Source organism: Caulobacter sp. SRI_014, assembly GCF_057586315.1.
Genome location: NZ_JBYCZQ010000008.1, coordinates 176,920 through 198,428, shown reverse-complemented (window position 1 = coordinate 198,428; position 21,509 = coordinate 176,920). Strand labels below are relative to the sequence as shown.

The window sequence follows — 21,509 nt, the reverse complement described above, 5'->3', positions numbered from 1 at the left end:
TCATCGGCATTCCGGCCCCACTCGGGCCGCACGGGGTCGCAATGCGCCGCCGCGTTGACAGGCCTGCCACTCACCCCGTCAACAATCCCAGCGCCGATCTCAACGCGGCGCCAACGCTGGCATCAACGTTCACAGCGCCTGCCGCAACGGCCAAGTCACTGAGAAGCCGCAGCTTTCCATGCCAAGGCCCCCTGGCGGGCCGGCCATCGGCTATAATGGTTGGCCGCTTCGATAAGGCCGTCCGGCCAGGCCCCATGAGAAAAGGGCCCCGGATTGCTCCGGGGCCCCTCCATGGTCAGCGCTCAGTGAGGCGTCAGCGATCCAGGCGCGGCGTGGGGGCCATCACCGTGGCGCCGCGTTCGCGCAGGCGGGTCTGGGCCATCTCGTCCATGATCGCCTCGGCGCGCGGGTCGCCGAACACCCAGGCGGCGGCCGCCAGGGTCTTCAGCGAGGCCGAGCTGACGCCGAACAGCTTCTCCAGCGCCTCGAACGGCGACTTCGGTCCGCCCATGACCTTGAGCTTCACATCGCCCTTGATGCCGGCCAGGCGCTTGGCTTCGTCGACGGCGTCGTAGAAGCCGCCCAGCTTGTCCACCAGGCCCAGCTGGCGGGCCTGAGCCCCCGTCCAGACCCGGCCCTTGGCCAGTTCGCGGACCTTTTCCACGGGCATTTTGCGGCCGGTGGCCACACGCTGGACGAAGCCCTCATAGATGGTGTCCATCCAGCCGGCGAAGGCCGCCTTCTGGCCCTGGTTGAAGCCGGCTTCGGTGCCGAAGGCGCTGGCATAGTCGCCGCCGACGCTGGTCTCGCGCACATCGACGCCGAACCGGCCCAGGGCGTCGCCGAGCACGAACTTGCCGCCGTAGACGCCGATCGAGCCGGTCAGGGTGGTGGGCTGGGCGACAATGCTGTCGGCCTGGGAGCTGATCCAGTAGCCGCCGGAGGCCGCGTAGGTGCCCATGCTGACCACGACCGGCTTGCCGGCCTTCCTGGCCGCCTGGATGGCCGCCAGGATCTGTTCAGAGGCGGTGTCAGAGCCGCCCGGCGAGGAAACGCGGAAGACGATGGCCTTGACGTTCTTGTCCTCGGCCGCCTCGTAGATGGCCTTGGCCACCTCGTCCGACCAGACGGTCTGTTCGCCGCCGAACGGGCTGCCGCCGCCACCGGCGCCGGTCATGATCGCGCCCTCCGCGCCGATGACCGCGATGGTCTGGCCCGAGTTCGTCTTGGGGCTGGCGGTGTAGTCATCGAAACTGATCAGCTTGGCGTTCTTGCCGGCCTTGGCCAGCAGGGCGTCGGAGGCTTCCTTCACCTGGCCGACGTTGTCGATCAGCTTGCGTTCCTTGGCCTGGGTTGCCGACCAGGGGCCGCCTTCAATCGCGGCCACGACGGTCTCGGGGGGCAGCTTGCGGTCGGCGGCGGCGGTCACCAGGCTGGTGCGGTAGATCGAGCCCATCCACGACAGCTGGGCTTCCTTGTGGGAGGGGGTGTAGTCGTCGTGCAGGTAGGGATTGACCGCGTTCTTGTATTCCTTGCGCTGCTCGAAGTCGGCCTTGACCCCGTACTTGTCGAACAGGCGCTTGAAGAACATGTCCTCCACCGCCATGCCGGTGGCCTGGAAGGCGGCGCCCGGCTGCATCCAGACATCGCCGGTCGAGGCGGCCAGCATGTAGGTCGAGGTCACCGCGCCGCTCGGATAGAGGCCCTGGCTGTGGGCCATCATCGGCTTGCCGCTGGCGCGGAAGTGGATGAAGGCCTGGCGCAGCTCGTCGGCCGCGGCCGGGGCCATGCCGCCCTCGGGCAGTCGCACGAACACGCCCTTGACCTTGTCGTCGGTCTCGGCGGCCCGCAGCTTCTCGATCACCCCGATGACCGAATGGCCGCTTCCGCCGAACATCGCGAAGGGGTTTTGCGGGTCCTGGTCGCTGAGGCCGGTGCGCAGGTCCAGCTCCAGCACGGCGGCGGCCGGCGTTGCCGGACCCTCGGCGCTCTTGGCGGCCATGCCGATCAGGCTGAAGACCAGAATCATCGGCACGATGAACAGGAACAGGAACAGGCCGACGAAGACGCCGGCGATGGTCAGGAGAAACTGCTTCATCGAAATCCCCAATCCTTCGGACCCGGCCCGGCCGGGTCTCGAACGTTGACGTCACGCTTAACTGGTGTCGCGTTGCGGTCAAATGAAGACGGCGCAACAAATCGCTTTGGTTTCGGGGTGTTGCACCCGAACCGGCGGCGATTTCTTCGATTTGGGGAAAATGGTCGGAGTGGCAGGATTCGAACCTGCGACCCCCGCGTCCCGAACGCGGTGCTCTACCAGACTGAGCCACACTCCGACTTGAGGAGCGGGCTTATAGAGGAGCGCTTCTTGCGCCGCAACAGGTGAAATACACCCGTTGCATCCTCCGTGCGCCTGCGCTATCTCCCCCCACCTTGCCGGGGCCCATGGGGCTTCGCGCCGTTCCTGCTGGGGAATGGTGTAATGGTAACACTGCGGTTTTTGGTACCGTCATTCTAGGTTCGAGTCCTAGTTCCCCAGCCAATTTCTTCAAGTCTCTGACAGGGTTGAAAACCCTGGCCCGTAAGGGGTTTCACTGGCGACCTGCTAACGTGGGGTGCTAATGAATGGCCCTGATGAAGTATCTTCGACAACGGCCCAAAGGCGGCATCTACTACGTCGTCATGTCGATACCCGAGCACGCCCGGCACTTATTCGGTGGCCGGAAGCAGGTCTGGATTTCAACCAGGACTAAAAATGAGCTCGAAGCGTTCACGGTGGGCGCTCCGATAGCCGCCGAGATGAAGACGAAGATCGCGGCTGCGGCAAAAAATGTCGCCGTCGCCGTAGGCCGGGCTGAAGACGTGCCTTTCACACCGAAGGTTAGGGTGCCGATCCACCCGGAAGAGGCGTTTGCGGCATTGGCGCGTTGGCGGACTGCCGAGATCGAACGGCACTACGAGGCGGCGTTCAATGAGTCACTGCCAGCCTGGGCAGTAACCCCACACTGGTTCGAGCACACGAACCGGCTCAGCGCCCTGAAGAATGGCGCGTTCGTCCCCTACTTCTCGGAGCGCCTCAGCGAGGCCCTTACATCGCAGGGGGTAGTATGTGACCAGAACCATCCGGCGCTCCGGCAAATCCCGATCAGGAGGGAGTTCGCCGCGATGTGGGCCGAGGTAGAGGAGCGATACTGCGAGTTTGGTCGCCGCGACTACCGGGGGTGGCGGGAAGCCCGGCCAGCGCTGCTGGATCAGCTTCCAGCGCCGCAGGCCGCATCGGCTCCACCGACTATGATCGGACAGGCGGAGACGGGGGCGGGATTCAAGCTCCTCGACCTCTTCGACAAATGGGCGACGAGCAAGGAGATCGACGACGAGAGACGGCAACGAGGCTATGTCACAAGGCTGAGCGAGTTTCTTGGAGACCCCGATCTCCCGGCGGTAACCTCTGCCCGCCTGGATGAGTTCAAAGTCCAGCTTCGTCGTTATCCGAATACCAAAAGGCCGGTTCAGGACATCCCCTTCCAGGACGTGATCCTGATGTTCGAACGTGAAGAAGCGGCCATGGCCCCAAGGCAGGGGGCGCCGTTCCGAAGACTGGGCGCCAAGACGATCTGGAATTGGTTCAGGACCTTCAACAACATGTTCCGCTACGCGGTGGACACGGAGTTGGTGGTTCGAAATCCAGTGACGACGGTCATGCCAGTCCTTCAGAAGAGGCCGACCGCTCCTCGCCTGATCTACGACGAAGCCGATATCGCAGCCATTTTCAGCACTCCCCTGTTCCAAGGGTGCAGCGCGGTCCGAGGCTATCGCGACCGCCCTGGCCAGATCATCCAGCGGGACGCGGCCTACTGGTTGCCCATCTTCTGCTTGTGGCAGGGGTGCCGAGTTGAGGAGGTCGGCGCTGCGATGGCTGCGGACGTAAAGGTCGAGGGGATGGTGCCATTCCTCGACCTTCGTCACCGGGAACTCAAGAACCTACAGAGCCAACGAATGCTCCCGCTGCACCCGCAGCTCGTTGACCTCGGCTTCCTCGACTACGCCAGGAGCCAACCAAAAGATGGGCGGCTCTTCCCCGAACTTCCCCATGACGAGCGCCTGACGTTGGGTCCCGGCGAGAAACGAATGGCGTCTACTCGCTTGTATTCGAAGTGGTGGGGGCACTGGTGCCGGGCGAACGCGTTGGTTGCTGGTCAAGGTTTCGACCATCCCCATAAGGTTTTTCATTCGCTACGGCACACCTTCAAGAGGGCGGTTCGTGAGGCGGGCGTGCCCGAGGAGATCAGTGACCTCCTCACCGGGCATCAAGGCAACGACCACGTCGGCAGGGCATATGGGCAAGGCGTTGGCCTCGCCATCCTGGCCAAGGAGATCGCAAAGCTGACCTACCCGACGTTCCCGGCGCTGCCTTGATCACGGACTCTGCCCTTTGGGGTGGTCCCATGACGCTATGATGCCCGCCCCGGCCTTCCGTAGTTCGGGCAAGTCGGTGGCAGGGAGACCTAGTATATACTGGGTATGAAAACTGCTAAATCCGATGCCGAACGTAGTCGGCATGGGTTCTATTTCGACGGAAACCTCAGGGGTGGAGGCGGACGCAGTCGGTTGTTCGGAGTTGTTTCGGCGCTTGGGGCGAATGCGGACTCGAAGCCGCTGGAAACTGCGAGACCACTTGTCGAGCGCCTCGTAGTATTGCTCTAGCCAGCCCGGCGGCCAGGCGAATTCCATCCGACCTGCCATACGGGTCATGGTCTCGTGCTTCAGCGCATACTCGACGAGGTCGCAGAGATTGGTGTCGATATCCTTGGTCTGGAAGAATGGCCTGACATCGACCTGACCAGAATGCGGCCACCCCGCCTGGAGCGCGGATCGGAACGCCTGATGCTCGATACTGGGGAGTCGGACAACGGCATGGAGTGTGACGACCCATAGGGGCGCTTCAGGGGCGGGGTGACTGGGCAGGCCGACATTCTCCAGCAGCGCCCGCCTTTCGGGCAGGATCATTTGAACCTGGCTATCATCCAACGCGTCCGTTTCCAGCCAACCCAGGACTTCCACCGATGCCCACTGCCGGGACCGTCGTCGCTGGGCGTCGATGATATTGCGGAGCTTCTTGCGACCTCGTTCGAAGCATGGCCCGATATCACTCGCATCCTCGGTGACGGCGAACACGACCGTCAGGAGCGCCATCTCGTTGTTGTCGGCGCCGGAGAAGCCGTTAAGCGCCGCCTCGGTCTGGGCGGCGATGTATCGACGTCGGCAGACGCCGCAGCCGACTGACCGGCAGTATTCCTTGAACCGCCACCGGGACGGGCGCTCGCAGTTCATCATCTTCCGGCGGAGCTTGGAATAGCGCCCGAGCGAGCCCAGGATACGCTGCGTTTGGCGGACGGAATCGAGGAGGCGCTGCTGGCGTCGGCTCGGGGCAGTTGCTGTCATCGGCTATTTAGGCCGACACCGCCCGAACGCATTGCGGACGTATTGCATTTGCAATGCGTTGCTGTATGATTAGCCTGAATGAACGATCAGGCTAATCCGACACGCCGCTGTGTGGCCCTCTTCCGGGTCAGCACAGTTCAGCAAGGGCGCTCCGGCCTCGGCATCGAGGCCCAGCGGGCGGCGGTTCTCGCTCACCTGGGCCAGGGGTGGCGGCTGATCGAGGAAGTCGTCGAAGTGGCGTCCGGCAGGAGCTCCGCCCGCCCCGGCCTGGAGCGAGCCGTCGCCATCTGCCGGGCACAGAATGCCGTCTTGGTTATCGCACGTCTTTGCCGTCTCAGCCGAGACCCCCATCTGCTGTTCGCCTTGCAGCGATCCGGCGTCGAGTTCCTGGCCGTCGATATGCCCGGCGCCTCCCAGTTCGCGGTTGGCGTCATGGCGCTTGTGGCCCAGGAGGAGGCCCGCTTGGCGGCGGATCGAACTCGGCAAGCCTTGGCAGCTCGGCGCGCGCGCGGCCTTCCTTTGGGTGGCAACAACCCAATGATCGCGCACCACGCCCTCGATGGCGCTGCGGCGAGCGCGGAGGTGCGGACCGCCAAGGCTCGGCAACGGGCCACGGCGTTGAAGCCCGTCATTGACGCGCTCCGCGCGGATGGCGCCAACTCCTTGGCCGAGATCGCCGATGGACTTAATGATCGGGGACTAAGCGCACCGCGAGGTGGCGATTGGCGAGCCCAGTCGGTCCGGGACCTCCTTCGCCACTATGCCGAGGTCTCATGAAGAAGCCCGTCGCCTTGAACATGCGCCTCTCCGCCGAACTGGCGGCTGCGATGGATGAACGGGCGGCGGAGCAGGGACTAGACCGCAGCAGCCTCGTGCGGGCCGCGCTCGAAGTCTACCTCAGTACTCCAACGCTCACGGTCGAGCAGCGCCTTCGAGCGCTGGAGCGCGCCGTTGGGGACATCAATAGTCGCCTCGACTCCCCCCCCAGTTCGGCGGGACCGACGCAGAGTTCAACAGGAGCAGAATGATCTTCAGCATCCCGCCTTCAAGCCGGGCCGTCAGGCCCGCCCTGCGAAGTCTGCGGACATCCCTCCGCCCAGCAGGAGAACTTCATGGACCACATCACCGTCGAACCCCGTAGCCCGCGCCCCGAAGCACGCCGGGCGCCTCGCGCGCTGGTCGGCTGGCCCCTTGAGGCCGCTCTTGTTCTGGATGCCGCTTCCGGCGGCGGGTTCCTGCGCGCAACATGCGGGAGCCGCAACCACTGGAAGCAGGCTTTCGCCGCTGCACTGGCGGCTGGGCTTCTCGAAAACCCCGGCCTGTTTCTCAAGCGAGCCCTGGGCAAGACGACAGACGGCTCCTGGGCGGTTCTGACGGCGGAGGTCGCTGAGTTGCTGCCCACCATGAAGGCGCGTGAGATCGTACAGGCTGGGCTGGGCGAATGTCCTCCTGGATATCTCGGCGCTCTTTCCAAGCTCGGCGCTGAACCCATCTCCAAGCTTGCCTACATCAGGCTGCTCGACCTGTTCACATCGTCCGACCCTGTCGCCGCCCGCCGCCGCACCGTGCTGTTCCAACTGAGCGCACTGGACGAGGGTCGGCTTGACGCGGTCGAGCGGCTTGATCCCGTCCTGCTTCACCCGATTCTTGTGTCGCGCCTTCGGAGCGCCGATCAGGCGCTCGAACTGAACCAGGTTGTCGCCGCTATACGCCTTTGCTGCTCGTCCGCGAGCGACGCCGCGATCCGGCAATCCTTGACTACCTTCGGTGCCGGTGGACAGGGCCGCTGGATCAGGAACTGGTTGGCGAAGGCCGACCAGGGCGAAACCACGCTGGAGATCGCGGACCCCGAACTTGAGGTCGTTCGCCCCTCCAACGTCGGAGAGATCGCTGCCCGGTTTGAGAACTGCCTGCGCACCATGATGGTTCGGCTACTCGGCGGGACCTGGGCGGCGGCGGCATTCCAATCGTCGGCACTGATTCTGACCTTTGTCCGGCTGACCGATGGCCGCTGGCTGCTCTCGGGTATTCACGGGAAGGGAAACACGCCCGTCTCGGCTGACGGCATAGCCATGGCGCGCGCCAAGGTGGGAAATCTGGGCGACCGATTTGTGCTGGCGGCGGAAGCGCCCCCAAGGCTCCGCCCGCTGATCCGCGCGATGGACCCCTTCTGGGGGGAGCACGACCTTGAGGACCTGGACATTGGGCTCGGGCGCTAAATTTCGAAGCTGTCAGGAAGGATTGCTTCGACCGGTTCGAGGAGCTGGCACACCGACACACCGAGAACCTGTCCGATACGCAGAATCTCCAGGACGCTGATGTTCCGCTCGCCTCTCTCGATCTTGGCGAGGAACGATGGGGGGCGCCCTATGGCCGCTGAAACCTCCCGTTGGGTCAGACCGGCCTTCGCCCGAGCATCCACGAGGGCCGCGACCACAGCGCGGTGAACCAAAGACGCAGCGAAAGGGGGCGGGCGCCTGGCGGGCAAAGGGAGGCTCCGGTCTCGGATGCTTCCGCTTGTGGACCGGTTCCGCTATGCTACCACGGTAGGAGCATTGGGGGATGGAATGCCGAAGATTGACTACGAGGACGTCTATGATTTCGAGGTGAAGCGAGACCGCGCTCGACGCGAGATGGATAGTGGCTTCGACAAATTCCTCAACCTCATCGGCCTGCTGATCCTCGTCGCGATTATCGCGTTTTTCTCATGGCTGCACCGCTCAATCGCCAGCGTCACCGGGCCGGATGCAGCGACTTGGGTCGTGTGGGCGGGCGTCCTGGCTGCCGCCGCTGCGGGTGTCTGGTTCTATTTCAGACAGCGAGCGGTCCGCCGGGTCCAAGCGAAGCGGGAGGCCGCCCGTGAAGAGCGGCTGGCCAAAGAGGGGCATCGCCGAGCGAAAGAGGCGGTCGTGCGGGCAAAGCAGGAGCAGCCGGGCTTCCTGGCCGAGTATTGGCAGTCGGCGGGCGCTGCGAAACACGGCGACCCCGACCTTCTTGATTTCGGCATCGCCCAAGAGCTGGTGGTCGAAGTCTACGGCTGGTGGACGATGTCGGCGCTGTCGGACCAAGGCCACGACCGAATTCTGGAAGACGACGTGTGTGAGGTGTTTGGCGGACACCGTGGGGTCCAGATTGTCGATGGGGCGTGGGGCCTCTTCAACGAGGAACTCTAAACCGCAGCACGGTCCATGGTTCTCATGGCGGGGGGCGCGTCCGCGCCCCCCATTTTGAACATTCTAATCGCGGAGCTTCGCTGGCCGGTCATCATAGACTACCCCGTCGAGCGAGGGCTGAGGTCCTGTCGGCCATGGCCAGCCCTGATGTTCCAGGCTGAACACCACCGAGTTGGATTGGCACTGGTCGCGGATGACGCGCGTCCACTGGATTGACCCAGAACCGGCCCCACTGGAGCACTGACCGGCTACGATTACCCAGTCGATGGCCGCGAACCCCGCCAACGTCGAGAGGTCAACAGGCTCTGAAGGTCCATCGATAACAAGGAAGAGCAATGACGGGTTGCTGACCTCCGCCAAGTCAGCGAGCCATTGAACGCCAAACGACGCTTCCTCCTGAGTGCGGGCGATGGCTCCGATGGCTACGTTCCGGGGAAGCCCGCCTCCTACCAGAGCCTTCTTGAAGGCTGCGCTGGGATGGCTGGTCAATCCCAACCATAGAAAGTTAGGCGTGAGGCGGATGAACTCCTCCACAACCGGATGGCTTGGATTGCTGTAGTCAAAGATATCGAGTGGTTCCCCATCGTCGTCGCACGGGATCGCGATCTGCGGCATGGGTTCGCCTGCGGCGTCTTGGTGGATTTCCCAAAGGCGATCAAACGTTTCGTCGCCGAATGTTGCGGTAGGTGAAGTGGGGCGGGTTATCATGGTCAGGCTCCTTTTCGACAGAGCCAAACCAGCTATTCGATTGAAAACCACTCGGCAACGACAAGTAATTTTCGCTTGACGGAAGTTATCGGGACCAAGTGCGAAAGCCTCAGCAATTGGTGAAACCAGATATCAGAAATATGGAAAGAGCCGCACCTGAAATGCGTAGAGGTTACTGATAAGGTTGGCCGAAATCTGGTTTCAAATGTTGGTGCAGAGGAGTTTCTAGGATTGGTATACCAATTTATCGGCATCTCACGATGCCGTGATCCACGATTGGTGCGCGCCGTTGTGCGCTGCGTGATGACCTGACAAGCCGCCCAACATTAGAATCGTTCGCAGAAACTGTTGCACCTCTAGTGGCTTGAGGGTTTAGGCGGTTCCATCTCGATGAGGATTCGTGGTCAATGTTGCCTTCCATAGCTCAACGTCGCGCCGGAGCGCGTCGCCTGTTCGCCCTGCTTGCGGTCGTTGGGTCCATCCTGGTTCCGCTACCCTTTGGCTTGGCGGCTCAGGCTGCCGCCACCCCGGCGGAAACTGTGTGGAGATTGTTAGACTACGTCGCGGTGGACTACCCCGGCGCTGTTGCGGACGGGAAGATCATCAGTGCCGCCGAGTATGCCGAAATGGTCGAGTTCTCGAACACGGCCAGCGCGCAGATCGCGACCCTGCCCAGGTCTCCCGCCAAGCCCAGCTTGTCGAAGCAGGCCGATGCCCTGAAGGCCGCCATTGCCGAGAAGCGACCGGCGCCTGAGGTCGCGACCTTGGCCAAGACGTTGGCCGCCGACCTGCTCACGGCCTACCCGGTGGCGCTGGCGCCGTCCGCTACGCCGGACTTCGCGCGGGGAGCCAAGGTCTACGCGGAGAACTGCGCCTCCTGCCATGGCTCTACTGGCGATGGGAAAGGCCCTCTGTCGAAGGGGCTCGATCCTCCCCCCATCGCCTTCACCGACCAGGACCGGGCAAGACACCGTAGCGTGTTCGGCCTCTATCAGGTCATTGAGCAGGGCCTGGACGGCACGGCCATGCCGAGCTTTGCGCACCTGCCTCAAGACGACCGCTGGGCGCTCGCCTTCTACGTTGGAAGCCTTTCGCAGGACGAGGCCGCCCGGAGCCGGGGAGAGGCCCTGTGGAAGGGCGACGCGAACCTGCGCGGCCAGTTCCCCAACCTGGCTACCTTGACCAAAATGACGCCCGCCGATCTGGCCAAGGTGGTGGGAGACCAACAGGCCGATGATGTCATGGCCTACCTACGTCGATCCCCCGGCGTTCTGACCGAGCAGCGGGAAGCGTCGCTGGTCTTCGCCCGCAGCAAACTGAAGGCGACGGTCGATGCCTACGCGTCCGGCAAGGCCGCCGAGGCGGCCTCCCTTGCGCTGTCCACCTATCTCGACGGAATCGAGCCGTTCGAGCCTGCCATAGCGGCGCGAAATCCTAAGCTGCTGTCCAGGATCGAGGCCGCCATGGGCGAGTTTCGCTCCCGCATCGGAGCCCGCGCCTCTATCGACAGTGTCCGGCAACAGGCTGGTGTGATCGAAGGACTGCTGGACGAGGCAGACGCGGTTCTCGCGCCTGCCGCCGCCGACACAACAGCGGCGTTCGTGGGCGCGTTGACCATCCTGCTCCGTGAAGGGCTCGAAGCCCTGCTGATCGTCGTGGCGATGATCGCTTTCCTCAAGAAAGCCGACCGGGAGGACGTGCTGCCCTATGTTCACGGCGGGTGGGCTGCGGCGCTCGGCGCCGGGGTGCTGACCTGGGCGGCTGCTACCTTCCTCATCACCATCAGCGGCGCTCAGCGGGAATTGACCGAGGGTTTCGGCGGCCTGTTCGCCGCCGCCGTGCTCCTGAGCGTCGGGATTTGGATGCACGGGAAGAGTCAGGCCGACGCATGGCAACGCTACATCAAGGAGCGGCTGTCGAAAGCCCTGTCGAAGGGCTCTGCCTGGTTCCTGTTCCTGCTGGCGTTTGTGGTGGTTTACCGGGAGGTTTTCGAAACCATCCTGTTCTTCGCGGCCCTCTGGAGCCCGCAGACCGCTGGCGCGGTCTTGAGCGGGGCAGGGGTGGCGTTGGTCGCCCTCGCGGCCATCGGCTGGGCCATGCTGCGCTACAGCAGCCGTCTGCCGATCTCCAGGTTCTTCGCGGCCAGCGCCGCCTTGGTCGCCGTCCTGGCCTTCGTCCTGGCGGGGAAGGGCCTGGCGGCGCTCCAGGAAGCGGGGATGGTTCCGGCGACCCGGGTGGCCGGGCTGCCCAAGCTGGAACTGCTGGGCTTCTACCCGACTTGGCAGACGATCTTTGTTCAGCTTGCCGTCATCGCCATCCTGGTCGCCGGGTATTTCTACAATCGGCGTGCGCTCCAGCCCCGACCGGCTGCTTAGGCGTGGCGCCGCCGCGCCGTTCCGTGGCCGGTGTCCGACCACGACGACGGTGCGCGCGCCGGGCTATGTCAGAAGTTGCGCGATCATCGCTTTGCCGATCAAGTATACGGCGAGACCATAAGCCGCCATCGTGGGGATGACGGTGAGGACTACGCCAAAGGCACGACCGCGCGCGCCCATGGGATAGCCCAAAAGGAAGCAGACCCGCCCGATGCCGAACAGCGCGACCGCGCCGACGATGAGCGAGAGGCCGTCTCCCGCAACCAGCGTCGCCAGAGCGAGGTGCGCACCGGCGGCCATCACGGCTTGCTCAAGGGTGTTCTGAAGGAAGGCCACGGGGATCGCGAGGCGACGACTGGGCGGGCCAAATGCGGAGCCCCGGTTGTCGGCGGCTGAACGAAACCGCCCGTCAGCGACCTGCCGCACGCCGAACACGACCCAGAGGAAAACGAAAACGTCGGCCTGAACGGCAAAGGCCATGCGCTCAGCGAGGCCCTGCGGAAACTCAAAGAAGCGCGGGAGGCCGACGTAGGCGGCGGCCAGGGTGGCGGCGCAAACGATGAGCGCCAATCCCGCAGCCAGGACCACCCCCCGCTGCTGGGTCTTTAACTCCGCGTCCGATAGAGGCGCCATGCCGTGTTCCTCGTCGTTTATCCCGGCTTTCGCGCCCGATAGATCGAAATCGATCCGGTGAGGGTTGGGATCACCCGCCGCTCCTCAACCTCGACAAACCCCGCCTCCTTGATCAGATCAGGCAACACCCCCTGTGCATTCGGCTCCGTATTCTCGAAGCCGTCGAGGCGTTGAACCTGCCGGAACAGCCGTCGCATGAGCGGAGTCCGCTGAAGGCCGTAGTCCGCTACATGAAGGGAGCCGCCGGGCTTGAGGGCTCGCCAGATGGCGGCGAAGCCCTCGCGTTTTCCCTCCATGGGGACCTGGTGGAAAACCAGGCTGGAGGTCACCTTGTCGAAAGGACCCCCGGCACGGTCGGCGTCGTCCGCGAAACCTTCCACGAAGCTCACCGCCGCGCCTCGCCGGGCCGCCTTCGCACGAGCCCGAACCAGAATCGCGGCATCCGGATCAAGCCCTGTTACCCGACAGCCAGGCGTCGCCAGGGCGACGAGGACCGCGAGCGTCCCTGTCCCACAGCCCACGTCCAGTATGGTGTCGTAAACGCGGGGACCCAGTTGGCCGACAAGAGCCTGCCGCCAGATTTTCTCACGTGTCAGAAGGGCAATCGCCAGGTCGTAGAACCCGGTCCATTCCGGGCGGCCAAGCGCGGGCGTGAAGGCGGGGCCGGTCATGCCGTCCGCCTCGGAGCCCGCGCCAGGTCCAGCACGAGAAGGGCCGCTCCAATCACAATTGCGCTGTCCGCTATGTTGAAGGCAGGCCAGTGAAGACTTCCGGCGTGCACATCCAAGAAATCGGTTACAGCGCCGCGAGCCAGCCGATCCCATAGGTTGCCGAGGGCTCCCCCGATGAGGAGCCCGAGCCCGAACCGGGCTAGGAAGCGGGTCTCCCGCACCAGCCAATAGCTCAGCCCAGCGGCCACCAGCACGGTCACACTGATCAATGGCCATGGACCCCATTCGGCGGCGCCGAAAATCCCGAAGACGATCCCCGGATTGGAGCCGAGGTTCAGGTCAAGGATGGGAAATACCTCTAGGGGAGCGCCTTGGGTCAGATGGAGGCGCGCGAGCAGCTTTGTCGCCTGATCCAGGAGCACCACGGCGGAGACGATGCCGAGAGGCCAGAGCCAACTCATGAGGTGGGCCTTGGGCAGTTCGCGACGCGCGTCCTTGATAATCTCGAATGAGGAATGGAGAAACAGGGCCGCGATCCCCAACCCCACCACCACGTCCGGCCATCGGGTTGCGGTCAGAGCGACGAGGCCCGCCGCCGCCATGACGGCGACATTTCCGATGGCGTCATTGCGGCTGTAGAGCCAAACAGCGCGAACGCTGGCGTCTCCCTTCCGGTGCCGCAACAGCAGCAACGCGGCGCCCAGGTTCACGCACAGGCCCAGGATGCCATAGAGGCCCATGCCGAATGGCTCGGGCGTGGCGCCTCCAAAGGCCCGCGAGATAGCGGAACCCAGGGCGAAGAGGCCGAGCCCGCCGAGCGCCAGACCTTGCCACAGGCTAGCCGTCGAGCGGACAGCCGCTGACCGTCCTATGAGGAGCAGTCCGATTCCGGTCGCAACCGCATCTCCCAGAAAGTCCAGCAGATCGGACCGCACGGAGACCGAGCCACCAGTGGCCGTGACGAACACGCCGACGGCGAACATGGCGGCGTTCATCGCGACCACCAGCCATAGCGTGCGGACATAGGCGGGAGTATTCGCCGCCTCGACCGCTTTCGCCCCGCATCCGTCTCCACAATCGTTCATCTGCAACACCCTCTGCGCCTTATTTTCGCAGGCTAAACCCTCTAGTGACTAGAGAGGCAAGGGGTAGACGAGCAGGCCGCTTGATCACGGATTTGGCAGCCGCGACCCACCTAATGGGGCTCGTGTTCGCACAGACCATGATCGCTCAGCGCCTCGATCACCTTACAGTCGGCGGTGATGCCCAACCCGCAGTTGGTGGTCATCCGGCTCAGTTCCTGGCGAAGCCGGGTAAGCTGGTCGATCTTCTCATCAACCGCTTCGAGATGGGCGCGGGCGATGCGATCCGCTTCGGCGCAGGGGAGGTCGGGCCGGTCCGCCAGGCCGAGCAGGGCTTCGATGTGCTTGATCTCGAAGCCGAGTTGGCGGGCATGGCGGATGAACCGGAGGCGCCGCACCGCCGCTGCGCCATAGACCCGTTGATCGCTTTGGGTTCGCGAGGGCGTCGGCATCAGTCCGATTTGCTCATAGAATCTAATGGTCGGCACCTTCACGTCAGCCGCCTTCGCGAGGCGTCCGATGGAGAAATCGGGCATGTGCATTTTCCCTGCTTGGACCTCTAAATAGCACTTGATGCTCTAGTGACTAGAGGGCTCATAGGGCTGTCCATGACCAATCTAACCCCCACGGCCAAGCCCGCCGCGTCGTCCTGCGGCTGCGGAGATTCCAAGCCCTTCGACGGAGCCACGCCGGAGTATCGGCGCATCCTGGTCTGGGTCATCGCGATCAATCTGATCGCCTTCGTCGTGGTGTCGTCCGGCGGGTTGCTGGCAGGGTCAGCATCGGTCGCCGCCAACGCCCTCGACTTCCTGGCCGATGGCGCGACCTACGCGATCAGCCTCTGGGCCATCGGCAAGAGCGTGGCCATCCGCAGCGGGACGGCGATGTTGAAGGGCGCCAGCCTGGGCGTCCTCGGTGTCGCGGTGTTGGGGTTCGCCGTCTGGCGGGCCGTCAATGGCATACCCCCCGAGGGGCTCACCATCTCGGGCCTGGGTCTATTCGGGGTCGCGGCCAATCTGGTCGCCGCGTTCCTGCTGGCGAAGTATCGGGACGGAGACGCCAACGTGCGGTCCGTCTGGCTCTGCACCCGCAACGACTTGATCCAGTGCTTCGCCATCGTGGTGACCGGCGGCTTGGTGTGGTTCACCAAGTCGGCATGGCCAGACATCATCGTCGGTGCCATCCTGGCGCTGGTCTTCCTCCAGTCGGCGTGGTCGATCATCGCCCAGGCCCGGACAGAGCGGCGCGATCCCGCTAACGTGGCGGATTGATCGCCGGTCATGGGGCGGCTATTGCGGGCATCAATGACCTCGGCGGCGAATCCCCACCGATTGCTCCAGCGACTGACCAAGTCGCTGTTGGTCATCTGCGTTCTGCTGCTGGCTGTCGGCCCTGTGGCAGACAGCGTGATGTGCGGCCTCGAATCCGGCGGCGTTGGCTCAGCCGAATTGATCGCCGACCTGGACGGCGGTGATGATCGCGATCTGCCCACGACCGATCACGCAATCTGCGCACATGGCCATTGCCATCATTCGGTCCCCCTGACCGGATCGCCCGAGGTCCATACAGCGGCTAATCTCTACGCTGAGGCGGATCAGCCTCTGCTGCTGGCGCTCCAACCGCCCTCCACCAGTCCTCCGAGCTTGAAGCGTCCCCCTCGGGTCTGACCGTGACCGCGCCGCCGTGCGCGCTCCGCCCTTGTCAGAACCAATGCAGGACCTTCCATGCCCTCCCCATTTCCGTGGCGCCGCGCCTTTCTGGGCGTCGCCGCAATTGCGATGGCGGCCTTTGCTTCCACCGCCTCCGCCGAACCCGTCACTCTGGCCCAGGCGCTTGAACGCGCCCAGGCCGGATCACCCGTAATCTCCGCCGCCGAGGCCAACGTGCGCGCCGCCGAAGGGCGAGCCCGGCAGGCTGGTCTGCGACCAAACCCCGAAGTCAGTGTGGAGGTCGAGAACTTCACCGGCTCCGGTCCCTACGCCGGTTTCGAATCCTCCGAGTCGACCTTCGCCCTGGAGCAGCGTCTCGAACTGGGCGGAAAGCGAAACGCGCGGGTGACCGTTGCTCGCGCCGAGATCGAGGCTGCCCGGCTGCGGCTGTCCGTGGCCCGCGCGGACGTGGCCAAGGACGTGCGCGGCGCCTACGCCGACGCCCTCGCGGCGGAGGACCGGGCCTTGCTGGCTCGTCAGGCCGTCGAGCGGGCCGAGGACCTCGCCCGCGTGGTTACCGCACTGGTCGATGCCGGGCGGGAGCCGCCGCTTCGTGCTCTGCGCGCCCAGGCGGCGGTCGAAGAGGCCCGCGCCAAGGCGCAGGCCGCCGACGCGGAGGCGGCCTCCGCGCGCCGCGCCCTGGCCACCCTCGTCGGGATCGGGGACGAAGAACTTGTCCTGCTCCGCGACGCCGAGCCCGCGATGGCCCCATCTGGCCTCATCGACCCCACAGAGTCTGTCGATGTCAGGCTGGCTGACGCTGAAGCCGTGGTAGCTCGGGAAACCGTCAAGCGGGAACGGACGGGGTCTGCCCCCGACGTGACGCTTCAAGCCGGGATCCGGCGGTTCGAGGACTCCGGCGACCAAGCGGTGATCTTCGGTTTCTCGGCGCCGATCCCGATCATCGACCGTAACCAGGGCAATGTCGCCGCCGCCCGCGCGGACGCCGATGCAGCCGACGCCAGACGCCGTCTGGCCCTGGCGGAGTCGGTCCGCCGCACAAGGGACGCCCAGGCCGCTCTGAGGTCCTCTGAGGCCCGTCTGGCGGTTCTGGAGACCCGTATCGTGCCGCAGGCGGAAGAGGCTCTGCGCCTCGCCCGGCTCGGCTACGAGGCCGGGAAGTTTCCCCTGCTCGAAGTGATCGATGCGCAGGACGCCCTCGCCACCGCCCGTGAAGACCTCATCGCCGCGCGGCTCGACCGCGCCAGGGCCATCGCCGCGCTGATACGCGCCGCCGCCCGCTGAAAGGACAGACTGACATGATCGATTTCAATTCCAGACGAGTTCTGCTCGCCACCGCCGCCGCCGTCATCCTGGTGGCCGGGGGAGGCGGCGTCCTGATCGGGCGAATGATGGCTCCCAATGCTGCGCCCCCCGCAGCGGAGGAGCACGAAGAGGAAGAAGGCCACGGTGACGAGGGCCAGATCGAGATGGAGCCCGCGCGCATCACCGCCGCTAGCGTCCAGCTATCGCAGGTCACGGCGGGAGGGCTCGGCGCCGAGATCATCACCCAGGCTACGGTGACCGCTTCCCCTGACGGGCAGGCCAATGTCGCGGCGCGGGCCGATGGCGCCGTCGTGCGGCTGTTCAAGCGGCTCGGCGACCCCGTGGCCGCCGGAGAGCCCCTTGCCCTGCTGGAAAGCCGGGATGCTGCCGCTATCGCATCGGACCGAGCGACCGCGTCCGCTAAGGTCGTGGCCGCCCGCCAAGCCTATCAGCGGGAACGCCGTCTGTTCGACGCCAAGATCACGGCGCGGCAGGACCTGGAAGCGGCTGCGGCGGAACTCGCCATCGCCGAGGCCGAGGAACGCCGGGCCGCCTCTGCGGGCGCGGCTGCCGGGGTTACCTCGAATGGCCGATACATCACGGTGAGCAGCCCGGTCTCCGGGCGGATCACGGCGGCCACCGCCGTTCTGGGCTCGTTCGTGACGGCGGGCACGGAACTGTTCCGGGTCGCCAATCCGGCCCGCATCGAGATTCACGCTGCACTCCCCAGCGCCGACGTGAAGCGGGTCTCGCCCGGCGACACCGCTATGATCGAGACGCCGACCGGCGACACGGTGACCGCAGTGGTCCGCTCGGTGACGCCGGGCCTCGACGCCGAGAGCCGGTCTGCAACGGTCGTCCTGTCGCTGACCGGAGGACTGGATGGATTGGCCCCCGGTCAGTCGGTCCGGGCGCGCATTACGCCGCGTGTGGCCGCAGCAACCGGTGAGGTCGCGGTGCCGGACGAGGCCGTTCAGTCCGTTCAGGGCCGCGAGGTGGTCTTCGTTCGAACGGCGAAAGGATTCCAGGTCCGACCGGTCACGACCGGCGCCAGGAGCGGCGGACGCATCGTCATACTGTCCGGGCTCAAACCCGGCGAGGTCATCGCGGGCAAGGGCGCCTTTATGCTCAAGGCTGAACTCGGCAAAAGTTCGGCAGAACACGACGACTGACAGCAACAACCACAGGAGATTGGGCCATGATTGGTCGCCTTCTCGCGCTGTCGGTGAAACACCGCTTCGCGATCATGTTCTTTACCGTCCTCGTCATGGTGGTCGGCGCCTTCAACCTCATCCGGCTGCCCATCGACGCGGTGCCGGACATCACCAACAAGCAGGTGCAGATCAATACGGTCGCGCCCGCCTTGAATCCGCAAGAGATCGAGAAGCGGGTGACCTTCCCCGTTGAAACGGCCCTCGCCGGTATCCCCGGCCTGGAAGAGACGCGGTCGATCTCACGCAACGGCTTCAGCCAGGTCACCGCCGTCTTCAAGGAAAGCTCGGACCTCTATTTCGTCCGCCAGCAGGTGACCGAGCGTCTGGGCTCGGTGAAAGAAAGCCTGCCCGACGGCGTCGAGCCCGAGATGGGACCGGTCTCCACAGGTCTCGGCGAAGTCGTCATGTGGTCTATCCGCTTTGCGCCGAAGTCCGAGCGGGCCGGTGAGGGCAAACCCGGATGGCAGCGCGACGGATCGTTTCTGACGGTTGAGGGCGACAGGCTGATTGGCGCCGTGGCGCAGGGAGCCTACCTGCGCACCGTTGAGGATTGGATCGTCCGTCCACAGGTCAGGACGGTGCAGGGGGTAGCGGGTGTCGATGGGATCGGCGGCTACGAGAAACAGTATGTGGTCGAGCCGGACCCGGCGAAGGTGTCGGCTTACGGCGTCTCGTTCACAGAGCTGGCCGAGGCTCTGGAGCACGCGAACCTGTCGGTGGGCTCGGGGTTCTTCGAGCGCGGCGGCGAAGCCTTCCTCATCCGGGCTGATGCGCGGATCACGACACTGGACCAGATCGAACGCGCCGTCGTCACGACCCGCGAGGGGGTAGCCGTCACAGTTCGCGATGTGGCGTCGGTGAAACTGGGTGGCGGCGTGCGGACGGGGGCAGCGAGCCAGAACGGCGAAGAGGCCGTTGTCGGAACAGCTCTGATGCTCACCGGGGGAAACAGCCGGACGGTAGCCAAGGCGGTGACCGAACGGTTGGAGACGGTCGCCAAATCAATTCCGCCTGGGGTGACCCTGGAGGTGGTCTACGACCGCTCGAAACTGGTCAACGCCACCATCGCCACCGTGCAGAAGAACCTGCTGGAGGGCGCGCTGCTGGTCATCGTGGCCCTGTTCCTGCTGCTGGGGAACATCCGGGCGGCCATCATCACCGCCATGGTCATCCCGATCTCGATGCTGTTTACGGCCATCGGCATGAACGGCTTGGGGGTCTCGGGCAACCTGATGAGTCTGGGCGCGCTCGACTTCGGCCTGATCGTCGATGGCTCGGTGATCATCATCGAGAACTGCCTGCGTCGGCTGGCCGAGCGACAGCATCACGAGGGCAGGGTGCTGACCCTCCAGGAACGGCTGGACGAGGTGATCGCCTCGTCCAGGGAGATGGTCAGGCCGACCCTGTTCGGGCAGGCCATCATCCTGCTGGTCTTCGCCCCGCTCCTGACCTTCCAGGGGGTCGAGGGCAAAATGTTTAGCCCCATGGCCATCACCGTCATGCTGGCCCTGGCGGGCGCCTTCGTGGCCTCGTTGACCTTCGTTCCTGCGGCGGTCGCCCTGTTGATCCGGGGCAAGGTGGCGGAGAAGGAGGTGGCGATTATCGCCATCCCCAAGCGCCGCTATGAGCCCTGGCTTCGCAAGGCCGTGGCCAGGCCGCTTCCGTTCATCACGGGCGGGGCGGTGATCTTCGCGCTGTCCATGGTGGTGTTCACCTTCCTGGGCCGCGAATTCATCCCGCAGCTCGACGAGAAGGACCTAGCGGTCCAGGCGCTGCGCATCCCGTCCACATCGCTGGACCAGTCGGCGGCGATGCAGCTTCGCGTCGAAAGGGTCTTTGCCTCGTTTCCCCAGGTCAGGTTTGTCTACTCCAAGACCGGCACCGCCGAAGTGGCTGCCGACCCGATGCCGCCAAACATTTCCGACACCTTCGTCATCCTCAAGCCGGAGAAGGAATGGCCCAAGCCGAGGATTTCCAAGGCCGAACTCGTCGAACAGATGGAGGAGAAGCTCAACCTTGAGGTCGGCAACGCCTACGAGTTCAGTCAGCCGATCCAGATGCGGTTCAACGAACTGATCGCCGGGGTCCGGGGCGATGTCGCCGTCAAGGTCTATGGCGACGACCTGGAAAGCATGACCGCCACCGCCACCCAGATCGCGGGCATCCTCCAGTCGATCAAGGGCGCGGCGGACGTGAAGGTCGAACAAACCGGTGGCTTCCCGACCCTGGATGTCGCCTTCGACCGCGACGCCATCGCCCGGCTTGGGCTGACGGTCGAAGAAGTCGCCGACAGTATGGCCGCCGGGTTGGGCGGACGCGCTGCCGGTCTAGTGTTCGAGGGCGACCGCCGCTTTGACGTGGTGGTCCGGCTTCCCTCGGCTGGCCGTAACGACCTCGATGCACTCGGCGCCCTGCCGATCATGCTGCCAGCTGCGGAAGGGCGTCCACGCGCCTCGATCCCGCTTCGCGAAGTGGCGAGGTTCACCTTTTCGGAGGGCCTCAACCAGGTCAGCCGCGAGGCGGGCAAGCGGCGCGTCGTGGTCCAGGCCAACGTTCGGGGCAGCGACCTCGGCACCTTCGTGACCGAAGCGCAGGCGCGGGTCGAAAAGGAGGTGAAGACGCCGCCGGGAAGCTGGCTGGTCTGGAGCGGCCAGTTCGAGAACCTGAAGGCGGCGTCGGCGCGGATTGGGCTCGTCGTTCCGGCGGCTGGCATCGCGATCTTCCTGCTGCTGTTCATGGCGCTCGGACAACTTCGCGCCGCCATCGCCGTCTTCTCCGCCGTGCCGCTGGCGCTGGCTGGCGGTGTCTTCGCCCTGGCCCTCACCGGCCTGACCTTCTCCATCTCGGCTGCGGTGGGCTTCATCGCCCTCTCCGGGGTCGCGGTGCTGAACGGACTGGTGATGATGAGTAGCATCCAGGCGCGGCTGGCGGACGGACTATCCCTCGACGACTCCATCATCGGCGGAGCCATGGAGCGATTCCGGTCGGTGTTGATGACCGCCATCGTCCCGTCTCTCGGCTTCGTCCCCATGGCCCTGGCGACGGGGACCGGGGCGGAGGTTCAGAAGCCGTTGGCCATCGTGGTCATCGGCGGACTCATCACCGCCACCGCCCTGACCCTGTTCGTGTTGCCCGCCATATGTCGGGTGATGCTGCGGGAGCCAAAGTCCGGCGTCGCCAATCGACCCGCGACCGCAGCTGTCTGACCACTGAAGTCTTCCCGGCGCGGACCAAAC

At 65.0% G+C, this 21,509-nt stretch carries 18 protein-coding genes and 2 tRNA genes; 11 read left to right on the top strand and 9 right to left on the bottom strand.

Annotation, left to right across the window (positions count from 1 at the left end; genetic code table 11):
- Positions 1-313 precede the first annotated feature (313 nt).
- Both sppA and AC2YG9_RS17485 read right to left on the bottom strand, forming a co-directional pair.
- Complete coding sequence (sppA, locus tag AC2YG9_RS17490) at positions 314-2,098, bottom strand: signal peptide peptidase SppA (protein ID WP_487299265.1); 1,785 nt, start codon at positions 2,096-2,098, stop codon at positions 314-316.
- Between the two features lie 161 nt (positions 2,099-2,259).
- A tRNA-Pro gene (locus AC2YG9_RS17485) sits at positions 2,260-2,336 on the bottom strand.
- A 132-nt stretch (positions 2,337-2,468) separates the two neighbouring features.
- Here AC2YG9_RS17485 and AC2YG9_RS17480 point away from each other — a divergent pair.
- Positions 2,469-2,542: transfer RNA gene (locus AC2YG9_RS17480), tRNA-Gln, on the top strand.
- Between the two features lie 83 nt (positions 2,543-2,625).
- Entirely contained in the window at positions 2,626-4,416 is a 1,791-nt protein-coding gene (locus AC2YG9_RS17475) for a DUF6538 domain-containing protein (RefSeq protein WP_487299264.1), read from the top strand.
- Here AC2YG9_RS17475 and AC2YG9_RS17470 read toward each other — a convergent pair whose 3' ends face one another.
- Positions 4,417-5,442 carry a hypothetical protein gene (locus AC2YG9_RS17470; protein WP_487299263.1) on the bottom strand — a complete coding sequence of 342 codons (1,026 nt, stop codon included), beginning with the start codon at positions 5,440-5,442 and terminating at the stop codon, positions 4,417-4,419. It lies immediately after the preceding gene.
- Between the two features lie 78 nt (positions 5,443-5,520).
- On the opposite strand from AC2YG9_RS17470, the gene AC2YG9_RS17465 reads away from it, so the two are divergent.
- The 3 genes from AC2YG9_RS17465 to AC2YG9_RS17455 all read left to right on the top strand — a co-directional run bounded on the left by AC2YG9_RS17465 (position 5,521) and on the right by AC2YG9_RS17455 (position 7,661).
- Entirely contained in the window at positions 5,521-6,219 is a 699-nt protein-coding gene (locus tag AC2YG9_RS17465; protein WP_487299262.1) for a recombinase family protein, read from the top strand.
- On the top strand, positions 6,216-6,470 hold the full coding sequence (locus AC2YG9_RS17460; protein ID WP_487299261.1) for a ribbon-helix-helix protein, CopG family: 255 nt from the start codon (positions 6,216-6,218) through the stop codon (positions 6,468-6,470). Before AC2YG9_RS17465 ends, AC2YG9_RS17460 begins: the two co-directional genes overlap by 4 nt.
- A gap of 84 nt (positions 6,471-6,554) precedes the next feature.
- On the top strand, positions 6,555-7,661 hold the full coding sequence (locus tag AC2YG9_RS17455) for a hypothetical protein (protein WP_487299260.1): 1,107 nt from the start codon (positions 6,555-6,557) through the stop codon (positions 7,659-7,661).
- On the opposite strand, the gene AC2YG9_RS17450 is transcribed toward AC2YG9_RS17455, so the two are convergent.
- Positions 7,658-7,864, bottom strand: coding sequence for a helix-turn-helix domain-containing protein (locus tag AC2YG9_RS17450; RefSeq protein WP_487299270.1), 207 nt, complete (start codon positions 7,862-7,864; stop codon positions 7,658-7,660). The two genes, AC2YG9_RS17455 and AC2YG9_RS17450, sit on opposite strands and share 4 nt — an antisense overlap.
- A gap of 145 nt (positions 7,865-8,009) precedes the next feature.
- On the opposite strand from AC2YG9_RS17450, the gene AC2YG9_RS17445 reads away from it, so the two are divergent.
- A complete protein-coding gene (locus AC2YG9_RS17445; protein WP_487299259.1) occupies positions 8,010-8,615 on the top strand; it encodes an LPXTG cell wall anchor domain-containing protein in 606 nt (201 codons plus the stop codon).
- A 63-nt stretch (positions 8,616-8,678) separates the two neighbouring features.
- On the opposite strand, the gene AC2YG9_RS17440 is transcribed toward AC2YG9_RS17445, so the two are convergent.
- Positions 8,679-9,323, bottom strand: coding sequence for a DUF5131 family protein (locus AC2YG9_RS17440; RefSeq protein ID WP_487299258.1), 645 nt, complete (start codon positions 9,321-9,323; stop codon positions 8,679-8,681).
- A gap of 407 nt (positions 9,324-9,730) precedes the next feature.
- Between AC2YG9_RS17440 and AC2YG9_RS17435 the strand changes: the two genes are divergently transcribed.
- Positions 9,731-11,698 (top strand): FTR1 family protein, encoded by a 1,968-nt coding sequence (locus AC2YG9_RS17435; protein WP_487299257.1) that lies wholly within the window; start codon positions 9,731-9,733, stop codon positions 11,696-11,698.
- Positions 11,699-11,761: 63 nt separating this feature from the next.
- On the opposite strand, the gene AC2YG9_RS17430 is transcribed toward AC2YG9_RS17435, so the two are convergent.
- The 4 genes from AC2YG9_RS17430 to AC2YG9_RS17415 all read right to left on the bottom strand — a co-directional run bounded on the left by AC2YG9_RS17430 (position 11,762) and on the right by AC2YG9_RS17415 (position 14,620).
- Positions 11,762-12,331: an MAPEG family protein gene (locus tag AC2YG9_RS17430; RefSeq protein WP_487299256.1), complete on the bottom strand. Its 570-nt coding sequence runs from the start codon at positions 12,329-12,331 to the stop codon at positions 11,762-11,764.
- A 17-nt stretch (positions 12,332-12,348) separates the two neighbouring features.
- Complete coding sequence (locus AC2YG9_RS17425) at positions 12,349-13,002, bottom strand: class I SAM-dependent methyltransferase (RefSeq protein WP_487299255.1); 654 nt, start codon at positions 13,000-13,002, stop codon at positions 12,349-12,351.
- Positions 12,999-14,087: a signal peptidase II gene (lspA, locus tag AC2YG9_RS17420; RefSeq protein ID WP_487299269.1), complete on the bottom strand. Its 1,089-nt coding sequence runs from the start codon at positions 14,085-14,087 to the stop codon at positions 12,999-13,001. Before lspA ends, AC2YG9_RS17425 begins: the two co-directional genes overlap by 4 nt.
- A gap of 110 nt (positions 14,088-14,197) precedes the next feature.
- The gene (locus AC2YG9_RS17415; RefSeq protein WP_487299254.1) at positions 14,198-14,620 is read right to left on the bottom strand and encodes a MerR family transcriptional regulator; all 423 of its coding nucleotides are present in this window, start codon (positions 14,618-14,620) and stop codon (positions 14,198-14,200) included.
- A gap of 72 nt (positions 14,621-14,692) precedes the next feature.
- On the opposite strand from AC2YG9_RS17415, the gene AC2YG9_RS17410 reads away from it, so the two are divergent.
- The 4 genes from AC2YG9_RS17410 to AC2YG9_RS17395 all read left to right on the top strand — a co-directional run bounded on the left by AC2YG9_RS17410 (position 14,693) and on the right by AC2YG9_RS17395 (position 21,479).
- Positions 14,693-15,355 (top strand): cation efflux transmembrane domain-containing protein, encoded by a 663-nt coding sequence (locus tag AC2YG9_RS17410; protein ID WP_487299253.1) that lies wholly within the window; start codon positions 14,693-14,695, stop codon positions 15,353-15,355.
- A gap of 453 nt (positions 15,356-15,808) precedes the next feature.
- On the top strand, positions 15,809-17,038 hold the full coding sequence (locus AC2YG9_RS17405) for a TolC family protein (RefSeq protein ID WP_487299252.1): 1,230 nt from the start codon (positions 15,809-15,811) through the stop codon (positions 17,036-17,038).
- A 14-nt stretch (positions 17,039-17,052) separates the two neighbouring features.
- The gene (locus tag AC2YG9_RS17400) at positions 17,053-18,231 is read left to right on the top strand and encodes an efflux RND transporter periplasmic adaptor subunit (protein ID WP_487299251.1); all 1,179 of its coding nucleotides are present in this window, start codon (positions 17,053-17,055) and stop codon (positions 18,229-18,231) included.
- 26 nt (positions 18,232-18,257) lie between these two features.
- Positions 18,258-21,479, top strand: a complete 3,222-nt coding sequence (locus AC2YG9_RS17395; RefSeq protein ID WP_487299250.1) for an efflux RND transporter permease subunit — start codon at positions 18,258-18,260, stop codon at positions 21,477-21,479.
- Positions 21,480-21,509 lie beyond the last annotated feature (30 nt).

Excerpts from the sequence above, each read along its gene's own strand:
- sppA (WP_487299265.1), bottom strand. The coding sequence starts at position 2,098 with ATGAAGCAGTTTCTCCTGACCATCGCCGGCGTCTTCGTCGGCCTGTTC.
- AC2YG9_RS17475 (WP_487299264.1), top strand. The coding sequence starts at position 2,626 with ATGGCCCTGATGAAGTATCTTCGACAACGGCCCAAAGGCGGCATCTAC.
- AC2YG9_RS17470 (WP_487299263.1), bottom strand. The coding sequence starts at position 5,442 with ATGACAGCAACTGCCCCGAGCCGACGCCAGCAGCGCCTCCTCGATTCC.
- AC2YG9_RS17465 (WP_487299262.1), top strand. The coding sequence starts at position 5,521 with ATGAACGATCAGGCTAATCCGACACGCCGCTGTGTGGCCCTCTTCCGG.
- AC2YG9_RS17460 (WP_487299261.1), top strand. The coding sequence starts at position 6,216 with ATGAAGAAGCCCGTCGCCTTGAACATGCGCCTCTCCGCCGAACTGGCG.
- AC2YG9_RS17455 (WP_487299260.1), top strand. The coding sequence starts at position 6,555 with ATGGACCACATCACCGTCGAACCCCGTAGCCCGCGCCCCGAAGCACGC.
- AC2YG9_RS17445 (WP_487299259.1), top strand. The coding sequence starts at position 8,010 with ATGCCGAAGATTGACTACGAGGACGTCTATGATTTCGAGGTGAAGCGA.
- AC2YG9_RS17440 (WP_487299258.1), bottom strand. The coding sequence starts at position 9,323 with ATGATAACCCGCCCCACTTCACCTACCGCAACATTCGGCGACGAAACG.
- AC2YG9_RS17435 (WP_487299257.1), top strand. The coding sequence starts at position 9,731 with ATGTTGCCTTCCATAGCTCAACGTCGCGCCGGAGCGCGTCGCCTGTTC.
- AC2YG9_RS17430 (WP_487299256.1), bottom strand. The coding sequence starts at position 12,331 with ATGGCGCCTCTATCGGACGCGGAGTTAAAGACCCAGCAGCGGGGGGTG.
- AC2YG9_RS17425 (WP_487299255.1), bottom strand. The coding sequence starts at position 13,002 with ATGACCGGCCCCGCCTTCACGCCCGCGCTTGGCCGCCCGGAATGGACC.
- lspA (WP_487299269.1), bottom strand. The coding sequence starts at position 14,087 with ATGAACGATTGTGGAGACGGATGCGGGGCGAAAGCGGTCGAGGCGGCG.
- AC2YG9_RS17415 (WP_487299254.1), bottom strand. The coding sequence starts at position 14,620 with ATGCCCGATTTCTCCATCGGACGCCTCGCGAAGGCGGCTGACGTGAAG.
- AC2YG9_RS17410 (WP_487299253.1), top strand. The coding sequence starts at position 14,693 with ATGACCAATCTAACCCCCACGGCCAAGCCCGCCGCGTCGTCCTGCGGC.
- AC2YG9_RS17405 (WP_487299252.1), top strand. The coding sequence starts at position 15,809 with ATGCCCTCCCCATTTCCGTGGCGCCGCGCCTTTCTGGGCGTCGCCGCA.
- AC2YG9_RS17400 (WP_487299251.1), top strand. The coding sequence starts at position 17,053 with ATGATCGATTTCAATTCCAGACGAGTTCTGCTCGCCACCGCCGCCGCC.
- AC2YG9_RS17395 (WP_487299250.1), top strand. The coding sequence starts at position 18,258 with ATGATTGGTCGCCTTCTCGCGCTGTCGGTGAAACACCGCTTCGCGATC.